General features: G+C 61.2%; 13 protein-coding genes. 8 read left to right on the top strand and 5 right to left on the bottom strand.

Features of this window, described 5'->3' with window-relative positions; genetic code table 11:
* Window positions 1–196: 196 nt before the first annotated feature.
* The gene (locus tag K6T12_RS10355) at window positions 197–1,162 is read right to left on the bottom strand and encodes a ChaN family lipoprotein (RefSeq protein WP_222222151.1); all 966 of its coding nucleotides are present in this window, start codon (window positions 1,160–1,162) and stop codon (window positions 197–199) included.
* Window positions 1,163–1,802: 640 nt separating this feature from the next.
* On the opposite strand from K6T12_RS10355, the gene K6T12_RS10360 reads away from it, so the two are divergent.
* Together K6T12_RS10360 and K6T12_RS10365 are read left to right on the top strand one after the other, a co-directional pair.
* Window positions 1,803–2,897: an AraC family transcriptional regulator gene (locus K6T12_RS10360; protein ID WP_255611662.1), complete on the top strand. Its 1,095-nt coding sequence runs from the start codon at window positions 1,803–1,805 to the stop codon at window positions 2,895–2,897.
* A gap of 248 nt (window positions 2,898–3,145) precedes the next feature.
* The gene (locus K6T12_RS10365; protein ID WP_222222155.1) at window positions 3,146–3,574 is read left to right on the top strand and encodes an acyl-CoA thioesterase; all 429 of its coding nucleotides are present in this window, start codon (window positions 3,146–3,148) and stop codon (window positions 3,572–3,574) included.
* 21 nt (window positions 3,575–3,595) lie between these two features.
* Here K6T12_RS10365 and K6T12_RS10370 read toward each other — a convergent pair whose 3' ends face one another.
* Window positions 3,596–4,858: a class I SAM-dependent methyltransferase gene (locus K6T12_RS10370; RefSeq protein ID WP_222222157.1), complete on the bottom strand. Its 1,263-nt coding sequence runs from the start codon at window positions 4,856–4,858 to the stop codon at window positions 3,596–3,598.
* A 276-nt stretch (window positions 4,859–5,134) separates the two neighbouring features.
* On the opposite strand from K6T12_RS10370, the gene K6T12_RS10375 reads away from it, so the two are divergent.
* The 4 genes from K6T12_RS10375 (at window position 5,135) to K6T12_RS10390 (ending at window position 8,697) form a co-directional block, all read left to right on the top strand.
* Window positions 5,135–5,974, top strand: a complete 840-nt coding sequence (locus K6T12_RS10375) for a DUF3100 domain-containing protein (RefSeq protein WP_222222159.1) — start codon at window positions 5,135–5,137, stop codon at window positions 5,972–5,974.
* Window positions 5,967–6,467 (top strand): hypothetical protein, encoded by a 501-nt coding sequence (locus tag K6T12_RS10380; protein ID WP_255611660.1) that lies wholly within the window; start codon window positions 5,967–5,969, stop codon window positions 6,465–6,467. The genes K6T12_RS10375 and K6T12_RS10380 overlap by 8 nt, the downstream gene beginning before the upstream one ends.
* Window positions 6,468–6,589: 122 nt before the next feature.
* The gene (locus K6T12_RS10385; RefSeq protein WP_222222161.1) at window positions 6,590–7,720 is read left to right on the top strand and encodes a M20 aminoacylase family protein; all 1,131 of its coding nucleotides are present in this window, start codon (window positions 6,590–6,592) and stop codon (window positions 7,718–7,720) included.
* 35 nt (window positions 7,721–7,755) lie between these two features.
* Window positions 7,756–8,697 carry a LysR family transcriptional regulator gene (locus K6T12_RS10390; RefSeq protein ID WP_222222163.1) on the top strand — a complete coding sequence of 314 codons (942 nt, stop codon included), beginning with the start codon at window positions 7,756–7,758 and terminating at the stop codon, window positions 8,695–8,697.
* Window positions 8,698–8,723: 26 nt separating this feature from the next.
* On the opposite strand, the gene K6T12_RS10395 is transcribed toward K6T12_RS10390, so the two are convergent.
* Together K6T12_RS10395 and K6T12_RS10400 are read right to left on the bottom strand one after the other, a co-directional pair.
* The gene (locus K6T12_RS10395) at window positions 8,724–10,628 is read right to left on the bottom strand and encodes a bifunctional diguanylate cyclase/phosphodiesterase (RefSeq protein WP_222222165.1); all 1,905 of its coding nucleotides are present in this window, start codon (window positions 10,626–10,628) and stop codon (window positions 8,724–8,726) included.
* Between the two features lie 298 nt (window positions 10,629–10,926).
* Entirely contained in the window at window positions 10,927–11,727 is an 801-nt protein-coding gene (locus K6T12_RS10400; protein WP_222222167.1) for an ABC transporter substrate-binding protein, read from the bottom strand.
* 128 nt (window positions 11,728–11,855) lie between these two features.
* Between K6T12_RS10400 and K6T12_RS10405 the strand changes: the two genes are divergently transcribed.
* A complete protein-coding gene (locus K6T12_RS10405; protein WP_222222169.1) occupies window positions 11,856–14,909 on the top strand; it encodes a sensor domain-containing protein in 3,054 nt (1,017 codons plus the stop codon).
* Between the two features lie 33 nt (window positions 14,910–14,942).
* Here K6T12_RS10405 and K6T12_RS10410 read toward each other — a convergent pair whose 3' ends face one another.
* Window positions 14,943–16,175 (bottom strand): MFS transporter, encoded by a 1,233-nt coding sequence (locus tag K6T12_RS10410; RefSeq protein WP_222222171.1) that lies wholly within the window; start codon window positions 16,173–16,175, stop codon window positions 14,943–14,945.
* Between the two features lie 107 nt (window positions 16,176–16,282).
* Here K6T12_RS10410 and K6T12_RS10415 point away from each other — a divergent pair, with 107 nt between their 5' ends.
* Complete coding sequence (locus K6T12_RS10415) at window positions 16,283–17,164, top strand: LysR substrate-binding domain-containing protein (RefSeq protein WP_222222173.1); 882 nt, start codon at window positions 16,283–16,285, stop codon at window positions 17,162–17,164.
* Window positions 17,165–17,438 lie beyond the last annotated feature (274 nt).

A 17,438-nucleotide genomic window follows, 5' to 3' on the forward strand; every position in this document is an offset into this window, starting at 1 on the left:
GACTGGTATCGCTGATGGGACAATACCATCGGCTCAAATGTATGACGTGAACCGCCGTATACGGAACCGTACGTACGGTGGTGTGAGAGGACGGAGGCCGTGAGGCCTCCTCCTACTCGATTTCTCTTTTCTGCTCCTCTACTTGGCGCGCTATAGCCCGCCAAACGGGTTGTTGGCGAACCCAAGCCCCCTGGCCTCAGTCCTTCTCCGCTTTGTTGCCGAACTTCGCCTTCAGTCCGGCGCAGTGGTCCTCGGCCGGCTGGCGCGGGGTGAACCAGAGGTAATCGGCCTGCTCCGCTGAGGCATAGTCGGCCGGGTCCAGTTGTTCGCCGTCCACCTCCTGCAGGATCAACACCGCCGGCTTCGCCTGCTCGTCGCGGGCAACCAGGTGCAGCGGCACGCCGCGGTCCTTGCGGACATGGTAGGCACCGGCAACCAGCAGCGCGCGCCCCTGTCCGCTGTTTTCCAGTAGAGCGTCCGCCATGCTGGCGTCCTTGGCCAGCTGGATCTCGACCATCGGCCAGAGCTGTTCCTTCGGCATCAGCTCGCAATGGCTTTCGTAGACCTGTTGATGGATGCGCTGGCGCACCGGCTCGGCGATGCTGCTGACGGTCTGCAGGTAGGCAGTGCTGGTTGTCGTCGCGGCGTCCTTGTAGAGCGCTTTGATCTGCTGGCGATCCAGGTTGCCGGCAATCAGCGGCTGGCCGCTCTGCAGGGTTGCCTGAAACAGCGGGCCATAGTCCGCCCAGGGCCAGCCGTTGTCGCGCCATTCGAGTGTCTGTTTGATGCTATCGAGGCTGTCCGTCGGTGCCAGTCGGTCCAGTATCGGTTGTTGACCGCGTTCCAGCATTTCAAATACCGCGCCGCCTTGGCCGCTCTGCGGTAGCAGCAGGCCCAGCAGCTTGGCTTCCAACTGGTGATGATCGGGGTTGTCGTGTTTTTCACCGATCAATACCTGTCGTGTCGCTGTCAGTCTCACAATCAGCTGCGTCTCGCTGATAAAAGAGCCGGCGTTCAGGTCGTAGATTCGCCCGGTGAGAGGGTGGTGCTGTTGTTCCGGCGCCTGCCAGCGCGGTTCCGCCCGGGCGCTGCTGCCGAGCACTATTGTCAGTAGACAGATCAGTTGGAACAGTGGAATCAAGCGGCGGATTCGGTTGGTCATGGGTAGCTGTTTCTACAGGTGTATTGGTATCCGGTTGTCTCCGTTATAGAGGCAGACGGGCTGAGCGGCAACAGCTCTTTCAAGCTCTGTCGGGTGCCGGGCTTGAGACTGTCTGCGGTAGTGCGAGCTTGTCTGAAACAGCCAGCTGCGATCAACAGGTCATTGAAATGACTGCCTTGCGATTGCTGACATCGCTGTGCAGTGGCAGAGAGGGACAGGGCTCTGCCGCCGTCCTCGTGCAGACAGGGAACGGTGGTCTTGCCGCATTATCTATTACTCAAGTTGACCGGTCGGACAGGCAAAGCTTAATGGTTGAGCGAACCTGTCAGTGTCTCGGTGCCCTGTTATGACTGTTCCACAGGTCGATTGATTCCTGCTATGCACCCTAATGGTGCGGTCTCCGTGTGGTGGTGGAATGACGGGCTGCCGCAGGTTGCCAGTTATTCCCGTGCCATGCCGACCGGCGGCGAACGTACTGCGCTCACAGAGCAGGCTAATTGCGAGCACTGGCGGCCAGTAGGGCGCCTGGGTGCTTGAACGGCTATGACCATCAAATAAACGGGCTATCGGCAATCTTTGTCTACACTGTATTAAAACGTCAGTTTAACGGTCATAACGTGGGCTGTGGCTTATGGGACGGATGATTACAGTGCCGACCGGTTATGTGCGTTATCTGCTCGATCAGGTCGCGGCTCAGGGCTTTGATGTTGAAGCCCTGCTGTCGCAAGTAGGGATAGCGCCGGATGAGATAGAGCGCGATACCGAGTTCTCGGCGGTCAAATTTGGCCAACTTTACCAGCGGGTGATGTACATCACTCAAGATGAATACTTTGGCATGCTCAGTGGCGGTAGGGTGCCGCTGGGTACCTTCCGCATGATGTGTCATAGCATCATTCACTGCGCCAACCTGGGTAAGGCGATTCAGCGCGTCGGGGATTTCCATGAGATCTGTCGTGGCGCCCGCTACAAGCCGGCGCTGGAGCGCAGTGGTCGCTATGCGCGGCTGTCATTTGCAATGCTCGATAGCCTGACCGATGAGGAGCGCGCCGAGACGCCGCTCTCGCAGCTGCCGCCGGAGCAGGTGCGTACTTCGCTGTCGATGTGGCACCATTTCATCAGCTGGCTGATCGGTACCCGGCTGGAACTGAAGGCGGTTACCTTCACCAGCAAACCACCGCAGGATCAGGAGCTGTATCGCACCCTGTTCCAGACCAACGTCAAATTCGGACAGCCACAAAATGCATTGGTGTTCGCCGCCCGTTTCCTGGATTATCCGCTGGTGCAGAACGAGACCACCTTGCGCGATTTCCTGCATACTGCGCCCTACCAGCTGCTGGTGATGGTGGATGACCATCGCAGCCTGAAGGCGCAGGTGGTGGCGATCTTCGGCAAGGATTTCAGCCGTGAACTGCCCAGTGCCGAGGAGGTGGCCCAGGCGCTGAACATGTCGGTCTCTACCCTCAGGCGCCGGCTGCAGGAGGAGGCGACCTCGTTCCAGCGGATCAAGGACGAGTGTCGGAAGGAAGCGGCGCTGAACTATATGAACTCGCCGCAGCTGTCGATCAACGAGGTGGCGCGGTTGATGGGATTCGACGAGCCGTCGGCGTTCTTCCGCTCGTTCAAGAAGTGGACCGGCATGACCCCCGGCGATTACCGGCGCAGCCCGATCTACCAGCAGCAGCTGCAGAAACTGAACGCCAGCCGGCACCATATGGGCAATGCTACTAAGCATTAACCGACTTGGACTGAGAGGTCGCCGCTGAAGCGCCTCCTACAGGGCTGTACTTTGTAGGAGGCGCTTCAGCGGCGACTTTTTCTTTAGGACCGATATAAAGGTGGACGTTTTTGCAAGGTTTAGCATTCTGTCCATATTTCCTGTCGGCGCATCTTCCGGAGGCCGACTACCTCCCCTGAAAACGTCATGGCGGACGCTGCGACTAAAGTGGAATAATGGAGCTCCAACTCAGAGGAGGGTGCAACCAGATGAGCGAGAAAACCAGAGGGCGGCTGACCACCCGCACCGTCGCCATGCCGGCCGATACCAACCCGGCGGGCGATATTTTTGGTGGCTGGGTGCTGTCACAGATGGATATGGCGGCGGGCATCTGCGCCGGTCAGCGGGCGCAAAGCCGGGTGGTGACCGTGGCGCTGGACAGCATGAGCTTTATCCGCCCGGTCAAGGTGGGCGATGTGCTCGGCGTCTATACCGATGTCGCTTCGGTGGGCCGGACCTCGATCAGTATCCACGTCGAGGCCTGGGTGCGCCGCGGCCGGATCGGCAAGCGGGAGAAGGTGACCGAGGCGACCTTCAAGTTCGTGGCGATCGACGAGCAGGGCCAGCCGACCCCGGTACCGGCGCCGGAAGACCTGCCGGCCTATGCCCTGGAGTGGGATGCTTCGTCGGACGAGTAAAAGCGCATTGGCACAGGTGCTTCAGCCCACATAGCGCCGGTCCCGATCTGTCGCGTCATTCACCATCGCGCCATTGTCCGGCTGATAGATATCCTCCCGTGTCCAGGGCGCCTGCATCCAGTGGCTGTTGTCCAGCTTACCGGCCAGCAACTGGTGCAGCGAGATCCAGCCGCGTTCAAAGGCGTAGGCGCAGCCGGCCATGTAGATGCGCCAGATCCGGTAGCGCTGTTCGCCGACCAACTCGATCGCCTGCTGGTGGTGCGCGTCCAGCCGGGCGGCCCAGTGCTTCAGGGTCTGCGCATAGTGTAGCCGCAGCGTCTCCTGGTCGATGCATTCCAGTTGTGCCTGCTGCATCTGCTCGGCCACCTGGTGGGCTGGCAGCAGTTGCGAACCGGGGAACACGTAACGCTCCATGAAACGGCTCAGGCTGCCGGATTGGCTGCTGTTGTGCAGCCGGCCGATGGTGATCCCCTGGATCAGCACCAGGCCGCCAGGGGCCAGCAGGCGATGGATCTGCCGGAAATAGGTGCCGATATTGGCCTGGCCGACATGTTCGATCATGCCGACGCTGGCGATCTTGTCGAACGGCTGGTCACTCGGTAGCTCGCGGTAGTCGCACAACTTCACCTGGCAACGGTCGCCGATGCCGCGTCGTTCGATCTCGGCGGCTACATAATCGTACTGCTTCGGGCTGAGGGTGATCCCCAATGCCGTAACGCCGTGGTGTTTCACCGCATTGAACAGCAGGGCACCCCAGCCGCAACCGATATCCAGCAACCGCTCGCCCGGCTGCAGCCGCAGTTTGCGGAAGATATGTTCCAGTTTCTGCTGCTGTGCCTGCTCCAGGCTATCCCCGGGCGTCCTGAAATAGGCGCCGGAATAGACCATCTGGCGGTCCAGCCAGAGCGCATAGAACTCGTTGGAGGCATCGTAATGGTGCTGCACCTGCTCGGCGCCGGTCGGCCCTGGTCGATGGGGCAGGTGAGGCAGCCGCTTGATGAAGCGGCCAAGCCGGGTGCTGTGCTCGCTCAGTGCTTCGCCCATGGCGATGATCTGCAGCAGTTCACCGTCCAGGTCGATATCGCCCTGCACATAGCATTGGGCAAAGCGGCCCATGGAGGGGAACAGCAGGGCCAGCAAGCCCCGGAACGAGTTGATCTTTACTTCCACCTCGGGATTGTCGCCCAACTGGATCGGCGGCTGTTGTGGTATCCGAATACTGAGTGGAAGACGGCTATCACCGAGCAGTTTGGGCACAATCAACGGGACTGTGCGCTGCCACATGGCGGATCTCCTGATCCTTTGAATGGGTTCTCTAATGTCTAGCCGGGAGGATGAAGGCTGTCAACGGAGCCCGCGGCGGCCCAGTCACCGATGCCAAAAGGGAAAAACGGCTGCGGTTCACTCAAGGGGGATTTATGTGGTTATCAAATGATGGTGCTTTTTTTAGACCGATTCGTAAGAATTTAAGCAATGGTGGCAACGCTCTGAATCTGCTTGAATAACCGGGAATCGTTTGTCCCCGGGCGAAAAATAACAAATTCAAAGGGAATCGTTTCTATGAACAGCCTCAGCGGCCAATTGACGAACTGGCGCCTCCACCTGCTGGTGGTGCTGATCTCGGTGCTGGCGGAGCTTATCGGAATCATCAAGATTCCGCTGGGCATCGGCAGTATCGTATTACTCCCCCTGTTTTACGCGTTTATTATGGGATTGCTGGTTAATCCCAATATTATCAAGAAAGCAAAAGCGCTTATTTCGAATGAAAAAGCGGCCATGGCCACGCCGGTGATTTTAATCTCGGTGCTGCCGTTTATTGCCAAATTCGGCACTCTGATCGGGCCCGCCTTTGAAAAGATCCTGGCCGTCGGGCCGGCGATGATTCTGCAGGAGTTGGGCAATCTGGGTACGCTGCTGATCGCCATGCCGGTGGCGATCCTGCTGCTGCGTATGGGTCGTGAGTCGATCGGCGCCTGTTTCTCGATCGCCCGTGAACCCAATATCGCACTGATCTCCGACCGTTACGGCCTGAAGAATCCGGAAGGTATCGGGGTCATGGGGGTTTACGTGATGGGTACCATGTTCGGCACCCTGTTCTTCGCGCTGCTGGCCTCCTTCCTGGCCACCACCGGACTGTTCGATATCCGTGCCCTGGCGATGGCCTGTGGCGTCGGCAGCGGCAGCATGACCGCGGCCTGCTCCGGCGCGCTGGCGTCGAGCGTACCGGCGATGAAGGATGAGATCCTGGCGCTGGCCGGTGCCAGCAACCTGCTGACCAACGCCACCGGCCTTTACCTCGGCCTGTTCGTCGCGCTGCCATTGGCCGAGAAGCTGTATGTCCTGTTGAGCAAAGAGACCACTACAGCCGCCCTGCAACAGAGGAGTTCCGGTAATGTCTAACGCGACCCGGTCTAATGCGACCCTGACGAACGCAAACCCTAACCGAAACCCCAATGCCGCTATCAACCTGGCCGATCATGCGCTGGTGCTGGTGATCGTCTGCCTGATCGCGCTGATCAGCAACTGGACCGGCACCGGTACCGGCCCGATCACCGCGCTGCCCGGCATGCTGATCATCTACGGCATGGTGTTTGCCGGCCTGGTGCTGGCCAAGCTGATGCCGTTCTACCTGCCGTCGGTGGCCTGGATCTCGTTGATCAGTGTTGGCATGACCATGCCGGCTTTCCCGGCCTCCGAATGGCTGCTGGGCTATCTGAAGGAGATCAGCTTCCTGTCGCTGGTCAGTCCGGTGCTGGCGTACGCCGGCCTGGCGATCAGCAAGCTGGAGATCGAAACCTTCAAGCGCTCCGGCGTCAAAATCCTGTTGATTGCACTGCTGGTCTTTACCGGCACCTTCGTGGGTTCGGCCTTTATTGCCGACCTGATGCTGTAACATTGCAGCAGAGGCGTGCCCGCCGGGCACGCCATTTTTCCAAGCTTTGCCAACCCATTTCCCGAGTCGCGAGATAGATTGTGGATAGATATATCAGTCAAGGATCCCAGCTTCACCAGCAGATGACGGCCTGGCGGCGCGATCTGCACGCCCACCCGGAAACCGCCTACGAGGAGTTTCGTACCGCCGATAAGGTGGCGGCGATTCTGCAGGAGCTGGGTCTCGAGGTGACGCGCGGGCTCGGCGGCACCGGTCTGGTCGCCACTCTGAACGGCGCCTTGGGCGAGGGCGATGCGATCGCGCTGCGGGCCGATATGGACGCCCTGCACCTGCAGGAACTGAACAGCTTTGCCCACCGCTCACAGCTGGATGGCAAGATGCACGCCTGCGGCCATGACGGCCATACCGCGATTCTGCTCGGTGCGGCGACTGCCCTGGCGGCCAACCCCGAGTTCGCCGGCAAGGTGCACTTCATCTTCCAGCCGGCCGAGGAGAACGAAGCCGGTGCCCGGGCGATGATCGAGGACGGCCTGTTCGAGCGCTTTCCGGTCAAGGCGGTGTTCGGCCTGCATAACTGGCCGGGCTTGCCGGCCGGTGAGGTGGCAGTGCACGAGGGGCCGGTGATGGCGGCCTTCGACACCTTCGATATCCGTATCCGCGGCGAGGGTTGCCACGGCGGCATGCCGCACCTGGGTAGCGACCCGGTGCAGGCGGCGGGCCAACTGATCTGCGCGCTGCAGAGCATTGTCAGCCGCAACCTGGACCCGCAGAAAGCCGGTGTGGTCAGCGTCACCCAGATTGAGGGCGGCCACACCTACAACGTGCTGCCGGAAGAGGTGGTGCTGCGCGGCACCACCCGCTCGTTCTGCCCCGAGGTGCGCGACCAGATCGAGCAGCGCATGCGCCAGCTGGCCGAGAGCATCTGTGCCGGCCTGGGGTGCCATGCCGAGCTGTGCTATTCTCGCCGCTACCCCGCGACGATCAACAGCGAAGCCGAGGCACGGCAATGCCTGGCGACCCTGCAGGAGCTGCCCGGCGTCGGCAAGGTGCATCTTAACCCACCGGCCAGCATGGGCGGCGAGGATTTCGCCTTCATGCTGGAACAGCACCCGGGCTGCTACATCTGGCTGGGTGGCGGCAGCGACGAGCACTGCCACGGCCTGCACAGCCCGCATTACGACTTTAACGACAGCACCCTGCCGCTGGGCGCCAACTACTGGATCGGCCTGGTGCACCGCCTGCTGGGACGCTGAAACTCCCTGGCTGAAGAACCCCCTGAAGTAACTCTGTGGACAAACGCGCACTAAAATATTTTGAAACCGTGGCCCGGCTGGGCAGCATCCGGGCGGCATCGGAGGTGCTTCATGTCGCCCACTCGGCAATCAGCCGGCAGGTCAAGCAGCTGGAATCGGAATTGAATGTCCAGCTGCTGGAACGACTGGGGCGCGGCATCGAGGTGACCGCGGCGGGCGGTCAGCTGCTCAGCCATATCAAGGATATCCAGCGTCGCGAAGACGACTTTCTGGCGCGGCTGTCCGACATGCAGGGGCTGCGCATCGGCACCCTGCGTATCGCCACCGGCGGCGGCCTGATCAGCGACCTGCTGACCGGCGCGATCAGCAGCTTCTCCCGTCAGCACCCGGGCATCCGCTTTGTGCTCAATGTTTGTGGCGGCGACGAGGTGATCCGCCAGGTGCGTGACGACGAGGTGGATCTTGGCCTGGTGCTGAACTGTGCCGCCGACCCGCAACTGGACAACCTGCTGTCCTGCCCGTTCCCGCCTTTGAACCTGATTGTTCACCCGGGCAGCCCGCAGGCGCAGCTCGAGTATTGCTCGTTGGCGCAATTGCAGTCGTTGCCGTTGGCGATGCTCAATGATTCGTTCAGCATCCGCCAGCTGATCCGGCGCTTCGAGGAGCAGCACGGTGTGCGCTTTGCGCCACAGCTGGAGTGCAACTCCTTCGAAGCCTTGAAAATCTTTGTGCTGGCCGGGCTCGGCGGCACCCTGCTGCCGGCATTCTGCACCACCCGCGAGATTCAAAACGGCAGTCTGAAGGCGATTCCGCTGGCGCCGGCCCAGCAGCACAGCTGCTCGGTAGACCTGATCATCCGCAAGGGGCGTGAACGCAGCGCCGGTATCCGGGCGATCAGCGAACATATCCGTCAGAACATGGTCGCTTTTCAGGGGCTTGGCAGTGAGCGGCTGCAGCCGGCGAAGCCGGACTGCTGACGCCATCGGGCGGGTTTCTGCGTCAGTTACTCGACCGACGCTTCAAGCCTTTCGGACAGCAATCCCTGCAGCGTCTCCGCAGGCACCGGTCGGCCGTGGAAATACCCCTGGCTCAGGTCGCACTGCTCGCGGCTGATGAAAGCCGCCTGCTCGGCGGTCTCGATCCCTTCGGCGACCACTTTCAGATTCAGCTTGTGGGCCATCGCGATAATGGCGCGCACCAGTTCCTGGTTCCGCGTCGAGTTGGACAGGCCGGCGACAAAGGAGCGGTCGATCTTGACGGTATCGAACGGGAACTTCTGCAGGTAGCTCAACGATGAGTAGCCGGTACCGAAGTCGTCCAACGAAATACGTACCCCCAGACGGGTCAACGCATCGAGGGTCTGCAGCGCCTGGGCTTCATCCTGCAGCAGCACGCCCTCGGTGATCTCGACCTCCAGGCAGTGCGGCGGCAGGCGGTAGGTGGTCAGCAGCCGATGGATCTGGCCGGCCAGGTCAGGATCCCGGAACTGGACCGGCGACAGGTTGAGAGCGATGCAGAATTCGCGCTCGCGACACCAGTGTGCCGCCTGGCTGATCGCCGCGCGCAGCACGAACAGGCCGATCTCGATGATTTGGCCGCTCTGTTCGGCGATCGGGATAAAACGGTCGGGCGCTACCTGGCCCAGTTGTGGGTTGTGCCATCTCAACAGCGCCTCGGCACCGACGACCTGCCCATTACCGCTGTCGACCAGCGGCTGGTAGTGCAGTTGGAACTGGTTATGCTCCAGCGCGTGGGTCAGCTGGGACTCGATCTGTAGTCGGGCGGTCAGCCGGGACTGCATCTCGCCGCTGAAAAACTGGTAGTCGCCGGGCAACGGCGAACCGCTGAACGAGCGGGCGGTGCTGGCCTTGCGCAGCAGTTCGTCGATCTCCGTTCCGTCATGGGGGTAGCCGGCGATGCCGATGGCGACGGACGGGGTGACCGAGTGCTCGCCGGCGGGCACCGGCGTCTTGAACAGCTGGCACAGGTGGTTGGCCAGTTCGGCGGACTGTTCGACGATAGTGTCGCTGTGCCCCTGGTCCAGGATGGCGAATTCACCGGCGCCGAAATAGGCCAGGAAGGCGCTGTCCGGCAGCTGTTTGCTCAAGCGTGCGGCAAGCTGGTGAATCAGCTGATCGCCGGCCTGGTGGCCGAAACTGTCGTTGACCTTTTTCAGGTTGGCCAGGTTCAGGTTCAGTACCGCCAGCGCGTCGGCGGGCGCCGAGCCGCCGGTCAGCTCGCTGAACTTCTTCTTCAACTGCTTGCGATTCGGCAAGCCGGTGTCGGCATCGAAATGTTGCTGGTAATCGACCAGCCGTTCGGCGGCTAGCCGGATATCGATCTCCCGTGACAGCCGTTGATTCAGCTGTTCCAGCTCCGCTGTTCGCTGGTGGACACGCTGTTCGAGGTGGTTGTTGGCATCCTCCAGTTCCGCTTTCTGGTACAGGGTGGCCAGGTTCGCTTCGACCGCCTGCCGGAAGCAGCTCAGTAGTTGGCGTTTGGCGGTATCGTAGGGGTTGCGTTTGGAGTCGAGGATGCAGATGGTGCCGAACGGCTGGCCGTTGGGCCAGTTCAGCGGCAGGCCGCAGTAGGAGATCATACCCAGCTTGATATCCGGATTGTTGCACCAGAGCGGATCGTGCAGTGCGTCGGCGACCAGCAATTCAGCCTGGTCGTTGATCACCGCTTCGCAATACAGGCCGCTGTCCAGCTGTTCCAGGGCACCCGGACGGTAGGGATTGCCCGGGCTTTGGCTGCTGACGAACACCTCGAGGGATCTCTGCTGCAGACGCATGATCAGCGAGGCGGGAATCTTGGCGAGCTTGGCGATCAGGTCGACGGTGTTCTGCCAGCTGGCAAGCATCACCTGTGGAATCTCGATGTTGGCGGTCTGGATCAGGTCGCTCATTGTCACTCCCTACACAATGTTGACTGCGGTGCCGATCCCCGTCCGTTAGCCCGCGCTGGCGGACGGGCGGTGGTGATCGTCAGTGGGGCCTTATATCTGCATAGCGGTGAACATTGCCGGCTATCCCTGGTCAATGCTGGCCACAGGCCCCACGATCTACTACCAATGGAGAAGAGACTAATCGGGACGGTTGCATTGGGCAATAGCCGGTTGGCTGGAACGGACGGTGCGGATTTTGGTCCGCCGGGGACGCTGTGAATATCCCCGGCGGCTCATCTACGATCGCTAAACGGTCGGTTCATTCCGCCACGATCGGGCCGAGGCCATGCCGCTCGGCGGCGGCGCGCAGCCGCCCGTCTGCCTTGACGGTGGCGACGAACTTGTCGGCCACCGCCAGCCATTCGGGTTCGCCCTTGGGGACGGCGTAGGCGTAAGGGGTCGGGGCGATTGCTGTCGGTGGTGCCATCAGCTGTGCCCAGGTGGTCAGCGACGTCATCCGCCGGCCATAGGGATAGTCGGTCATGAACAGGTCGGCGCGGCCGCTTTCCACCTCCTGTTCACGGGCCTTGAAATTGTCTACCACGCTCAGTTCCGCCTGCTGCAGGTAGTCCTTCATGACCGGCTCCATATAGGTGCCTTTTTGGACCACCACGATATGGCCCGGCTGGTCGATGTCTGACCACTGCTGGATATGTGGATTGTTCTTATCCGATACCGCATAAATCCCGCTGACCAGGTGGGGTTGGGTAAAGTCCATGTGTGGCTGGCGGCTTTCGCGCACGCCAACGCCGTGCATCGCGATGTCGCAGCGGTCCTCTTTCAGGTTTTGCGCCAAGTGTGAGAACGAGCTGTCGACGAATTTGAGTTTAACTCCCAGCTGGTCGGCGAAGGCCTTTGCCATATCGATGTCGATCCCTTCCAGTTGCTGGGTGCGCGGGTTGCGGTAGGTGATCGAGAAATAGTCCGGCCAGATACAGACCCGCAGTTGATTGGCGGATTTGATTCGCTCCAGTCGATTTTGGCTGTCGGCGGTTACGGTCGAACTGCTCAGCAGTGCGCTGAATGTCAGTGAAAGCAGCAGAGTAGCGGAATACTTCATCATCGACGTCCGTAAAAACTAAGAGATACGAAATAGTAAACATGATCGCCTGTGGTAAAAACTGCTATGATCCTTTACGTCAGCAAAATTGATCTGCCTCAAGTCGTAGTTGTACTTGGAAAGGACCGGTGCGTATTCCTGATTTATCCGTTTTCTCGATGAAAGGCCGGTTTTCACTCACTGCCTGGACGCTGATCCTGGCAATGGGCTGTATCCTGTTGCTGTTGGCTACCATTGGTATCAGCCTCGGCCAGCATATCAGCGAGAAAAACCGTAGCGTGGTACTGACCACCCGGATGATCGAACGCAGCGTCACCCGCACACTGCAGTCCCTTGAATCCACCCTGCATGCCTTGGCCTCGGAGGTGGTGAACGATCACGGCCGGTTGCGACCGATACCCCTGGTCCGCCAGTCTGTCCGGCAATCGATCCGTTTTAGTCCCCATATCCGCCAGCTGGTTCTCGTCCATCAGGGCGAGGTGCTGATCGACAGCCGGCGCAAGGCCGAGGGGCAGCCGCCGGCACCGCTGCTGTTGAGTGGTGCTGATTCCACCAGTCCATTGGCGGCGGGACTGCAGATCGGTTCACTTATTCAGCAGCGTTTCCTGCCGCTGGCATCCGCTGAACCTGCCCCTGCGACCAGCCACACGCTGGTACCGGTTTCCTATTCCTTCACGCTGCGCAATGGCCAGCGGATCTACCTCATTGCTGCGCTGAATACCGGATATCTGCAACAACTGATCGAAGAGGGGCGGGCGGACCGACAGGCTCAGATCGGTTTGTACCTGGTCGATGGCCAGCCGCTGATCGGTGACGAGTTACCCGCCGAACGCGGCCGTGTGTTACAGGCGCTGATTGACTCGGGCCATGAGGAACGGCCGTTGCAACAGACCGCCTACGGCGCGCCGTCCGAGTTCGCGGTTGCCCGGCTGTCCAGTCGCTATCCGGTCGGTATCGTCCAGCGGGTAAGGCAGCATGCCGTTATCGCTACATGGGTTTACGACAATAGGCTGCTGCTGAGCCTGCTCGGTCTGGCGACGATAATGGGGGTGATCACCAGTATCTGGCATATCCGCGGCAGCCGGCAGCGCCGGGCGCTGCAGCAGAAGGTCGATCTGCTGTCGGCATCGATCGCCCAATCACCGGTCAGTGTGATGATCACCGATCGCAACAAGGTCATTCAGTACGTCAATCCGGCGTTCTGCTCGTTGATGGGTTATCGCGAATCCGAAGTACTGCAACAACGGGCCAGTATGCTGAAAAGCGGCCTGACGCCGGATAGCACCTACCGGTCACTGAAGGACAGCCTGAATCAGGGCAGAGCTTGGCAGGGGGAATTCATCAACCGTACCCGTGGTGGAGAGATCATTACCGTGTTCGGGACGATCTCGTCGCTGGTCGAGGCGCGCGGGGAGGTGACCCATCATATCGGCGTGATGCGCGACGTTACGCATCAGAAAGATGCGGAAAAAGAGCTGCGGATCGCTGCGGCGGCTTTCGAGGTGCAGGCCGGCATGGTGGTGACCGATCGTAATGCGGTCATTTTACGGGTCAACCAGGCCTTCACCAAGGTCACCGGCTACCAGCCCCATGAGGTGATCGGCAAGACGCCGGCGGTATTGAAGTCCGGTCGCCATGATCATCGCTTCTATGGCGAGATGTACCTGGCGCTGGCACAGGCCGGCTACTGGGAGGGGGAGATCTGGAACCGGCGCAAGAACGGCGAGGTGTTCCCGGAGTGGTTGGTGGTCAGCGCGGTGAAGGACGAGCAGGGCGAACTCAGCCATTATGTAGCGGCGTTCAACGATATCTCCGAACGCAAGGCGGCGGAGGAGCAGATCATCCACCTGGCGTTTTACGATCCGCTGACCCAGCTGCCCAACCGGCGCATGTTTAACGAGCGGCTGCCGCACGCCACGCACACCAGCCAGCGCACCGGCGCTCATTGCGCGTTGCTGCTCATCGATCTGGATTACTTCAAGACGGTCAACGATACCCGCGGCCATGATGTCGGCGATGCCTTGCTGATCGAAGCCGCCAGCCGCCTGCGCGGCTGCTTGCGGGAAGCCGATACGGTCGCCCGGCTGGGGGGCGACGAGTTTGTGGTGTTGTTGGAAAACCTCGACCCGCAACCGGAGAGCGCCTGTGGCCAGGCCGAGCGGGTGGCCGACAAGATCTGCGCGCGGCTGCGCGAGCCCTATAGCCATGGCGAGCAGGCGTTACGTATCAGCGCCAGTATCGGCATCGCTCCGTTCCAGGGAACCGCGCTGGCGGCGGAGGAACTGTTCAAGCATGCCGATATCGCCCTTTATGCCACCAAGGATGCCGGCCGTAACGGCTATAGCCTGTTCTCCACTGAGATGATGGAGGAGTTGAGCCAACTGGTGGAGATGGAGCAGGCACTGCGCGAAGCGCTCAAGCGACGGCAGTTGCTGTTGTACCTGCAGCCACAGTTCGACCACGAAATGCGGATGATCGGGGCCGAGGCGCTGATCCGCTGGCCGATGGCGGACGATTTTGTCTCGCCGGCCCGCTTTATTCCGCTGGCGGAACGCAGCGATCTGATTCTGGCGCTCGGCGACTGGGTGCTGGAGGAGGCCTGCCGGCAATTGAACCAGATCTCTCACCGCGGTATTCCGGCGGGGTTCCAACTGGCCGTCAATATCAGCGCCAAGCAGTTTTCGCAGCCGGACTTCACTGACAATCTGCTGCAGATTCTCCGTCGACACGATATATCGCCGAGGCTGCTGAAATTGGAGTTGACCGAAAACCTGATGCTGCAGGATATCAACGCTGCCCGGGCCGCGATGAGTGCCTTGCGCCGGCTGGGGATGGGCATCGAACTGGATGACTTCGGTACCGGTTTCTCGTCGCTGAACTACCTGAAGTCGTTGCCGATCGACGGCCTGAAGATCGACCGCTCCTTCGTACGCGACCTGGACAGCAGTGAAGAGAGCGCCGCCATTGTGCGGACCACCATCCAGATGGCCAAGGCACTGAAATTGCGGGTGATTGCCGAAGGGGTCGAGACCGGCGGCCAGCTGGCGTTCCTGCAGGCCCACGGCTGCCATGCCTACCAGGGTTTCCTGCTTAGCCCGCCGTTGGCCCAGGCGGCGTTCGAGGCCAGCTACTTGCCGGCTGGCGCCGCCCAGCCGAAGTTCGGCGAAATCTGCCCTGATTGAGGGCCCGCCCGGTAACAGGCGGGCCTGGGGTGGTCAGGCCGGCTGCAGTTGCGCCTGTTGTATCTGTTGGGCCTGGAAGCGTGCCGGCGTCATCGGCAGGTGTACGGCGGCGGCCAGCAGGCCGAGTGCGGCGCTGATGACCAGTGCCAGGTCGTAGGAGCCATACCAGTCGAACAGCAGGCCGCCCCACCAGCTGCCGAAAAAGGCGCCGATCTGGTGGCTGAACATCACGATGCCGAACAGCGAGGCCAGGTTACCGGTGCCGAACAGCTGGGCGACGCAACCGCTGGTCAACGGCAGGGTGGAGAGCCACAGCATCCCCATCAGGGCACCGAACATCAGGAACAGTTGGTCGTTTTTCGGCAGCAACAGCAGCATCATGATCAGGCAGGCGCGCAGCCAGTAGACCAGCACCAGCAGCCAGGGCTTGTGCCAGCGGTCACCCGCCCAGCCGATCAGGATGGTGCCCAGCACGTTGACCAGGCCGATCGTTGCCAGCGAATCGGAGGCGACCGACGGCGGCAGGCCGCAGAACGAGACCAGGCCGGCCATATGTACCGAGAAGAAGGCGATATGGAAGCCGCAGACGAAGAAGCCGATATTCAGCAGCTGGTACTCACGTACCCGCAGCGCCATGCGGATCTGTCGCCAATCGAACGGACCGGACTTACCCATCTGCCCGGTTGTGGCCGGTTTGCGCTCATCGGCCAGCATCCAGACTAATGCCACCGCCAACACCGTGCTGGCCGCGAACAGCTGGAAGATGTCGGACCAGTCCAATATCGGACGCAACTCGCCCAGCAGTTTGGCGTAGCCGAACTGGCCCAGCGAGCCGCCGGCGCTGGCGACGCCCAACGCCAGCGTACGTTTGTGGGCCGGGAACCGCTTGCCGACCGCCGCCAGTACGATCGGGAAGGTGGTGGCGCCAACGCCGATGCCGATCAGCAGCGCATTGCCGATAAAGAACAGCAGGCCGCTCTGGGCCAGCGCGGCGACTACCAGCCCCAGGCAGTACAGCAGCGCGCCCGCCAACAGGATCCGCACGGTGCCGAAACGCTCGGCCAGCATGCCGGCCAGCGGCGCCACCGCGCCCCACACCAGGTTCTGCATCGCGAAGCCGAACGACAGCTCTGCCGTTGCCAGCTGCAGGCCGTTGCTGATATCCGGCAGCAGCAGCCCGGTGGTCTGTCGTACTCCCATGCTGTAGGCCAGCAGCAACGCGCCGGCTGCCACCAGCCACCAGGGATTCAGTCTTGTTGTGGACATTGTCTTAACCATAACCATTGGGCTATTGAAGTCGGCCCTATAGTTATCAATGATCAAGCGTTCTACAAACGATAAATTAGTGACTCATAAAATAGAATTTCTAACCTATGGATATGCCACCACTGAAAGCCGTCCAGTACTTCTGCATCGCGGCCCAGTGCCTGAGCTTCAAGCAAGCGGCGGAACGGCTGTCGGTGACGCCGGGGGCGATCAGTCAGCAGATCCGTACCCTGGAGGCCTGGCTCGGGGTGCAGTTGTTCGAGCGTGGCACCCGCAGCATCGCGTTGACCGCGTTGGGCAACTCCTATTTCAAGCGGATCAGTCCGATGATGCAGGAGCTGGTCGGCGTCACTCACTCGATGAAGCAGCTGTCGCGGGTGCGCACGGTCAAGCTGGCGCTGCCGCCGGCGTTTGGAGTGCGCTGGTTCAGTCCCCGCCTGCCCGGCTTGCTGGCCGCGCAGCCCGAACTTGACCTGCGCACCCACGCCTCGTCACTGCCGGTGAAACTGGGCCGAGACAGCTTCGAATTGGCGATCCGTTACCTGGTGGCGCCGGACCCCAAGCTCGAGTGCGTGCCGCTGCAGAAGCTCTGGCTGACGCCGGTCTGCAGCCCGGACTATCAGCAGCGGATGCAGTCAGAGCCGGCGCAGCGCCATACCCTGATCCACGATATCCTGCATCCCGACTGGCACCTGTTTTACGACCTGCTGCAGATCGATCCGCGCCAATGCCGCACACTGCATTTCGACCAGTGCCTGATGGCGCTGGATGCGATCGAGCAGGGGTTGGGGATCGCACTGTGCGACCAATTGCTGGTGGCGGACGCGCTGGCCGCCGGCAAGCTGGTACGGCTGCTCGACCAGCCGCAGCCGGCGCAACGCCGCCTCTATCTGGTGCACAGCCGGGAGACCCCGCTATCGCGGCCCGCCGCCGAGCTGAAACAGTGGCTGCTGGCGCAGTTTGCCGAGACCGATGAACTGGCTATCTGAATTTCGTAGGTGCGAGGCATGAAGCCCGGCGGCAGGAAAGGTATCTACCGCTGGTCTGCGATTACTCTGTGCAGGCATAGGCACTATTAAAAAAAAAGCCGCTTCCCGGGGGAAGCGGCAACCCTGTGCGTTGCCTGAACGCACGGTTGTCGACGGCGGGTGTTCCGGAGGCTGCCAGGCCATTAAAACCCGCCGACGACGAGGGCTCTATGTCGAGCCCGGAGGTCCCGTTGGTGTTGCAAAGCTGCTCTGTTAAGTTGGCGCCGTTCCAAGA

This window comes from Marinobacterium arenosum (assembly GCF_019795155.1).
Classification (GTDB): Bacteria; Pseudomonadota; Gammaproteobacteria; order Pseudomonadales; family Balneatricaceae; genus Marinobacterium_C; species Marinobacterium_C arenosum.

Coding starts and splice junctions, on each gene's coding strand:
- K6T12_RS10355 (WP_222222151.1), bottom strand. CDS start 1,162: ATGACCAACCGAATCCGCCGCTTGATTCCACTGTTCCAACTGATCTGT.
- K6T12_RS10360 (WP_255611662.1), top strand. CDS start 1,803: ATGATTACAGTGCCGACCGGTTATGTGCGTTATCTGCTCGATCAGGTC.
- K6T12_RS10365 (WP_222222155.1), top strand. CDS start 3,146: ATGAGCGAGAAAACCAGAGGGCGGCTGACCACCCGCACCGTCGCCATG.
- K6T12_RS10370 (WP_222222157.1), bottom strand. CDS start 4,858: ATGTGGCAGCGCACAGTCCCGTTGATTGTGCCCAAACTGCTCGGTGAT.
- K6T12_RS10375 (WP_222222159.1), top strand. CDS start 5,135: ATGAACAGCCTCAGCGGCCAATTGACGAACTGGCGCCTCCACCTGCTG.
- K6T12_RS10380 (WP_255611660.1), top strand. CDS start 5,967: ATGTCTAACGCGACCCGGTCTAATGCGACCCTGACGAACGCAAACCCT.
- K6T12_RS10385 (WP_222222161.1), top strand. CDS start 6,590: ATGACGGCCTGGCGGCGCGATCTGCACGCCCACCCGGAAACCGCCTAC.
- K6T12_RS10395 (WP_222222165.1), bottom strand. CDS start 10,628: ATGAGCGACCTGATCCAGACCGCCAACATCGAGATTCCACAGGTGATG.
- K6T12_RS10400 (WP_222222167.1), bottom strand. CDS start 11,727: ATGAAGTATTCCGCTACTCTGCTGCTTTCACTGACATTCAGCGCACTG.
- K6T12_RS10410 (WP_222222171.1), bottom strand. CDS start 16,175: ATGTCCACAACAAGACTGAATCCCTGGTGGCTGGTGGCAGCCGGCGCG.
- K6T12_RS10415 (WP_222222173.1), top strand. CDS start 16,283: ATGGATATGCCACCACTGAAAGCCGTCCAGTACTTCTGCATCGCGGCC.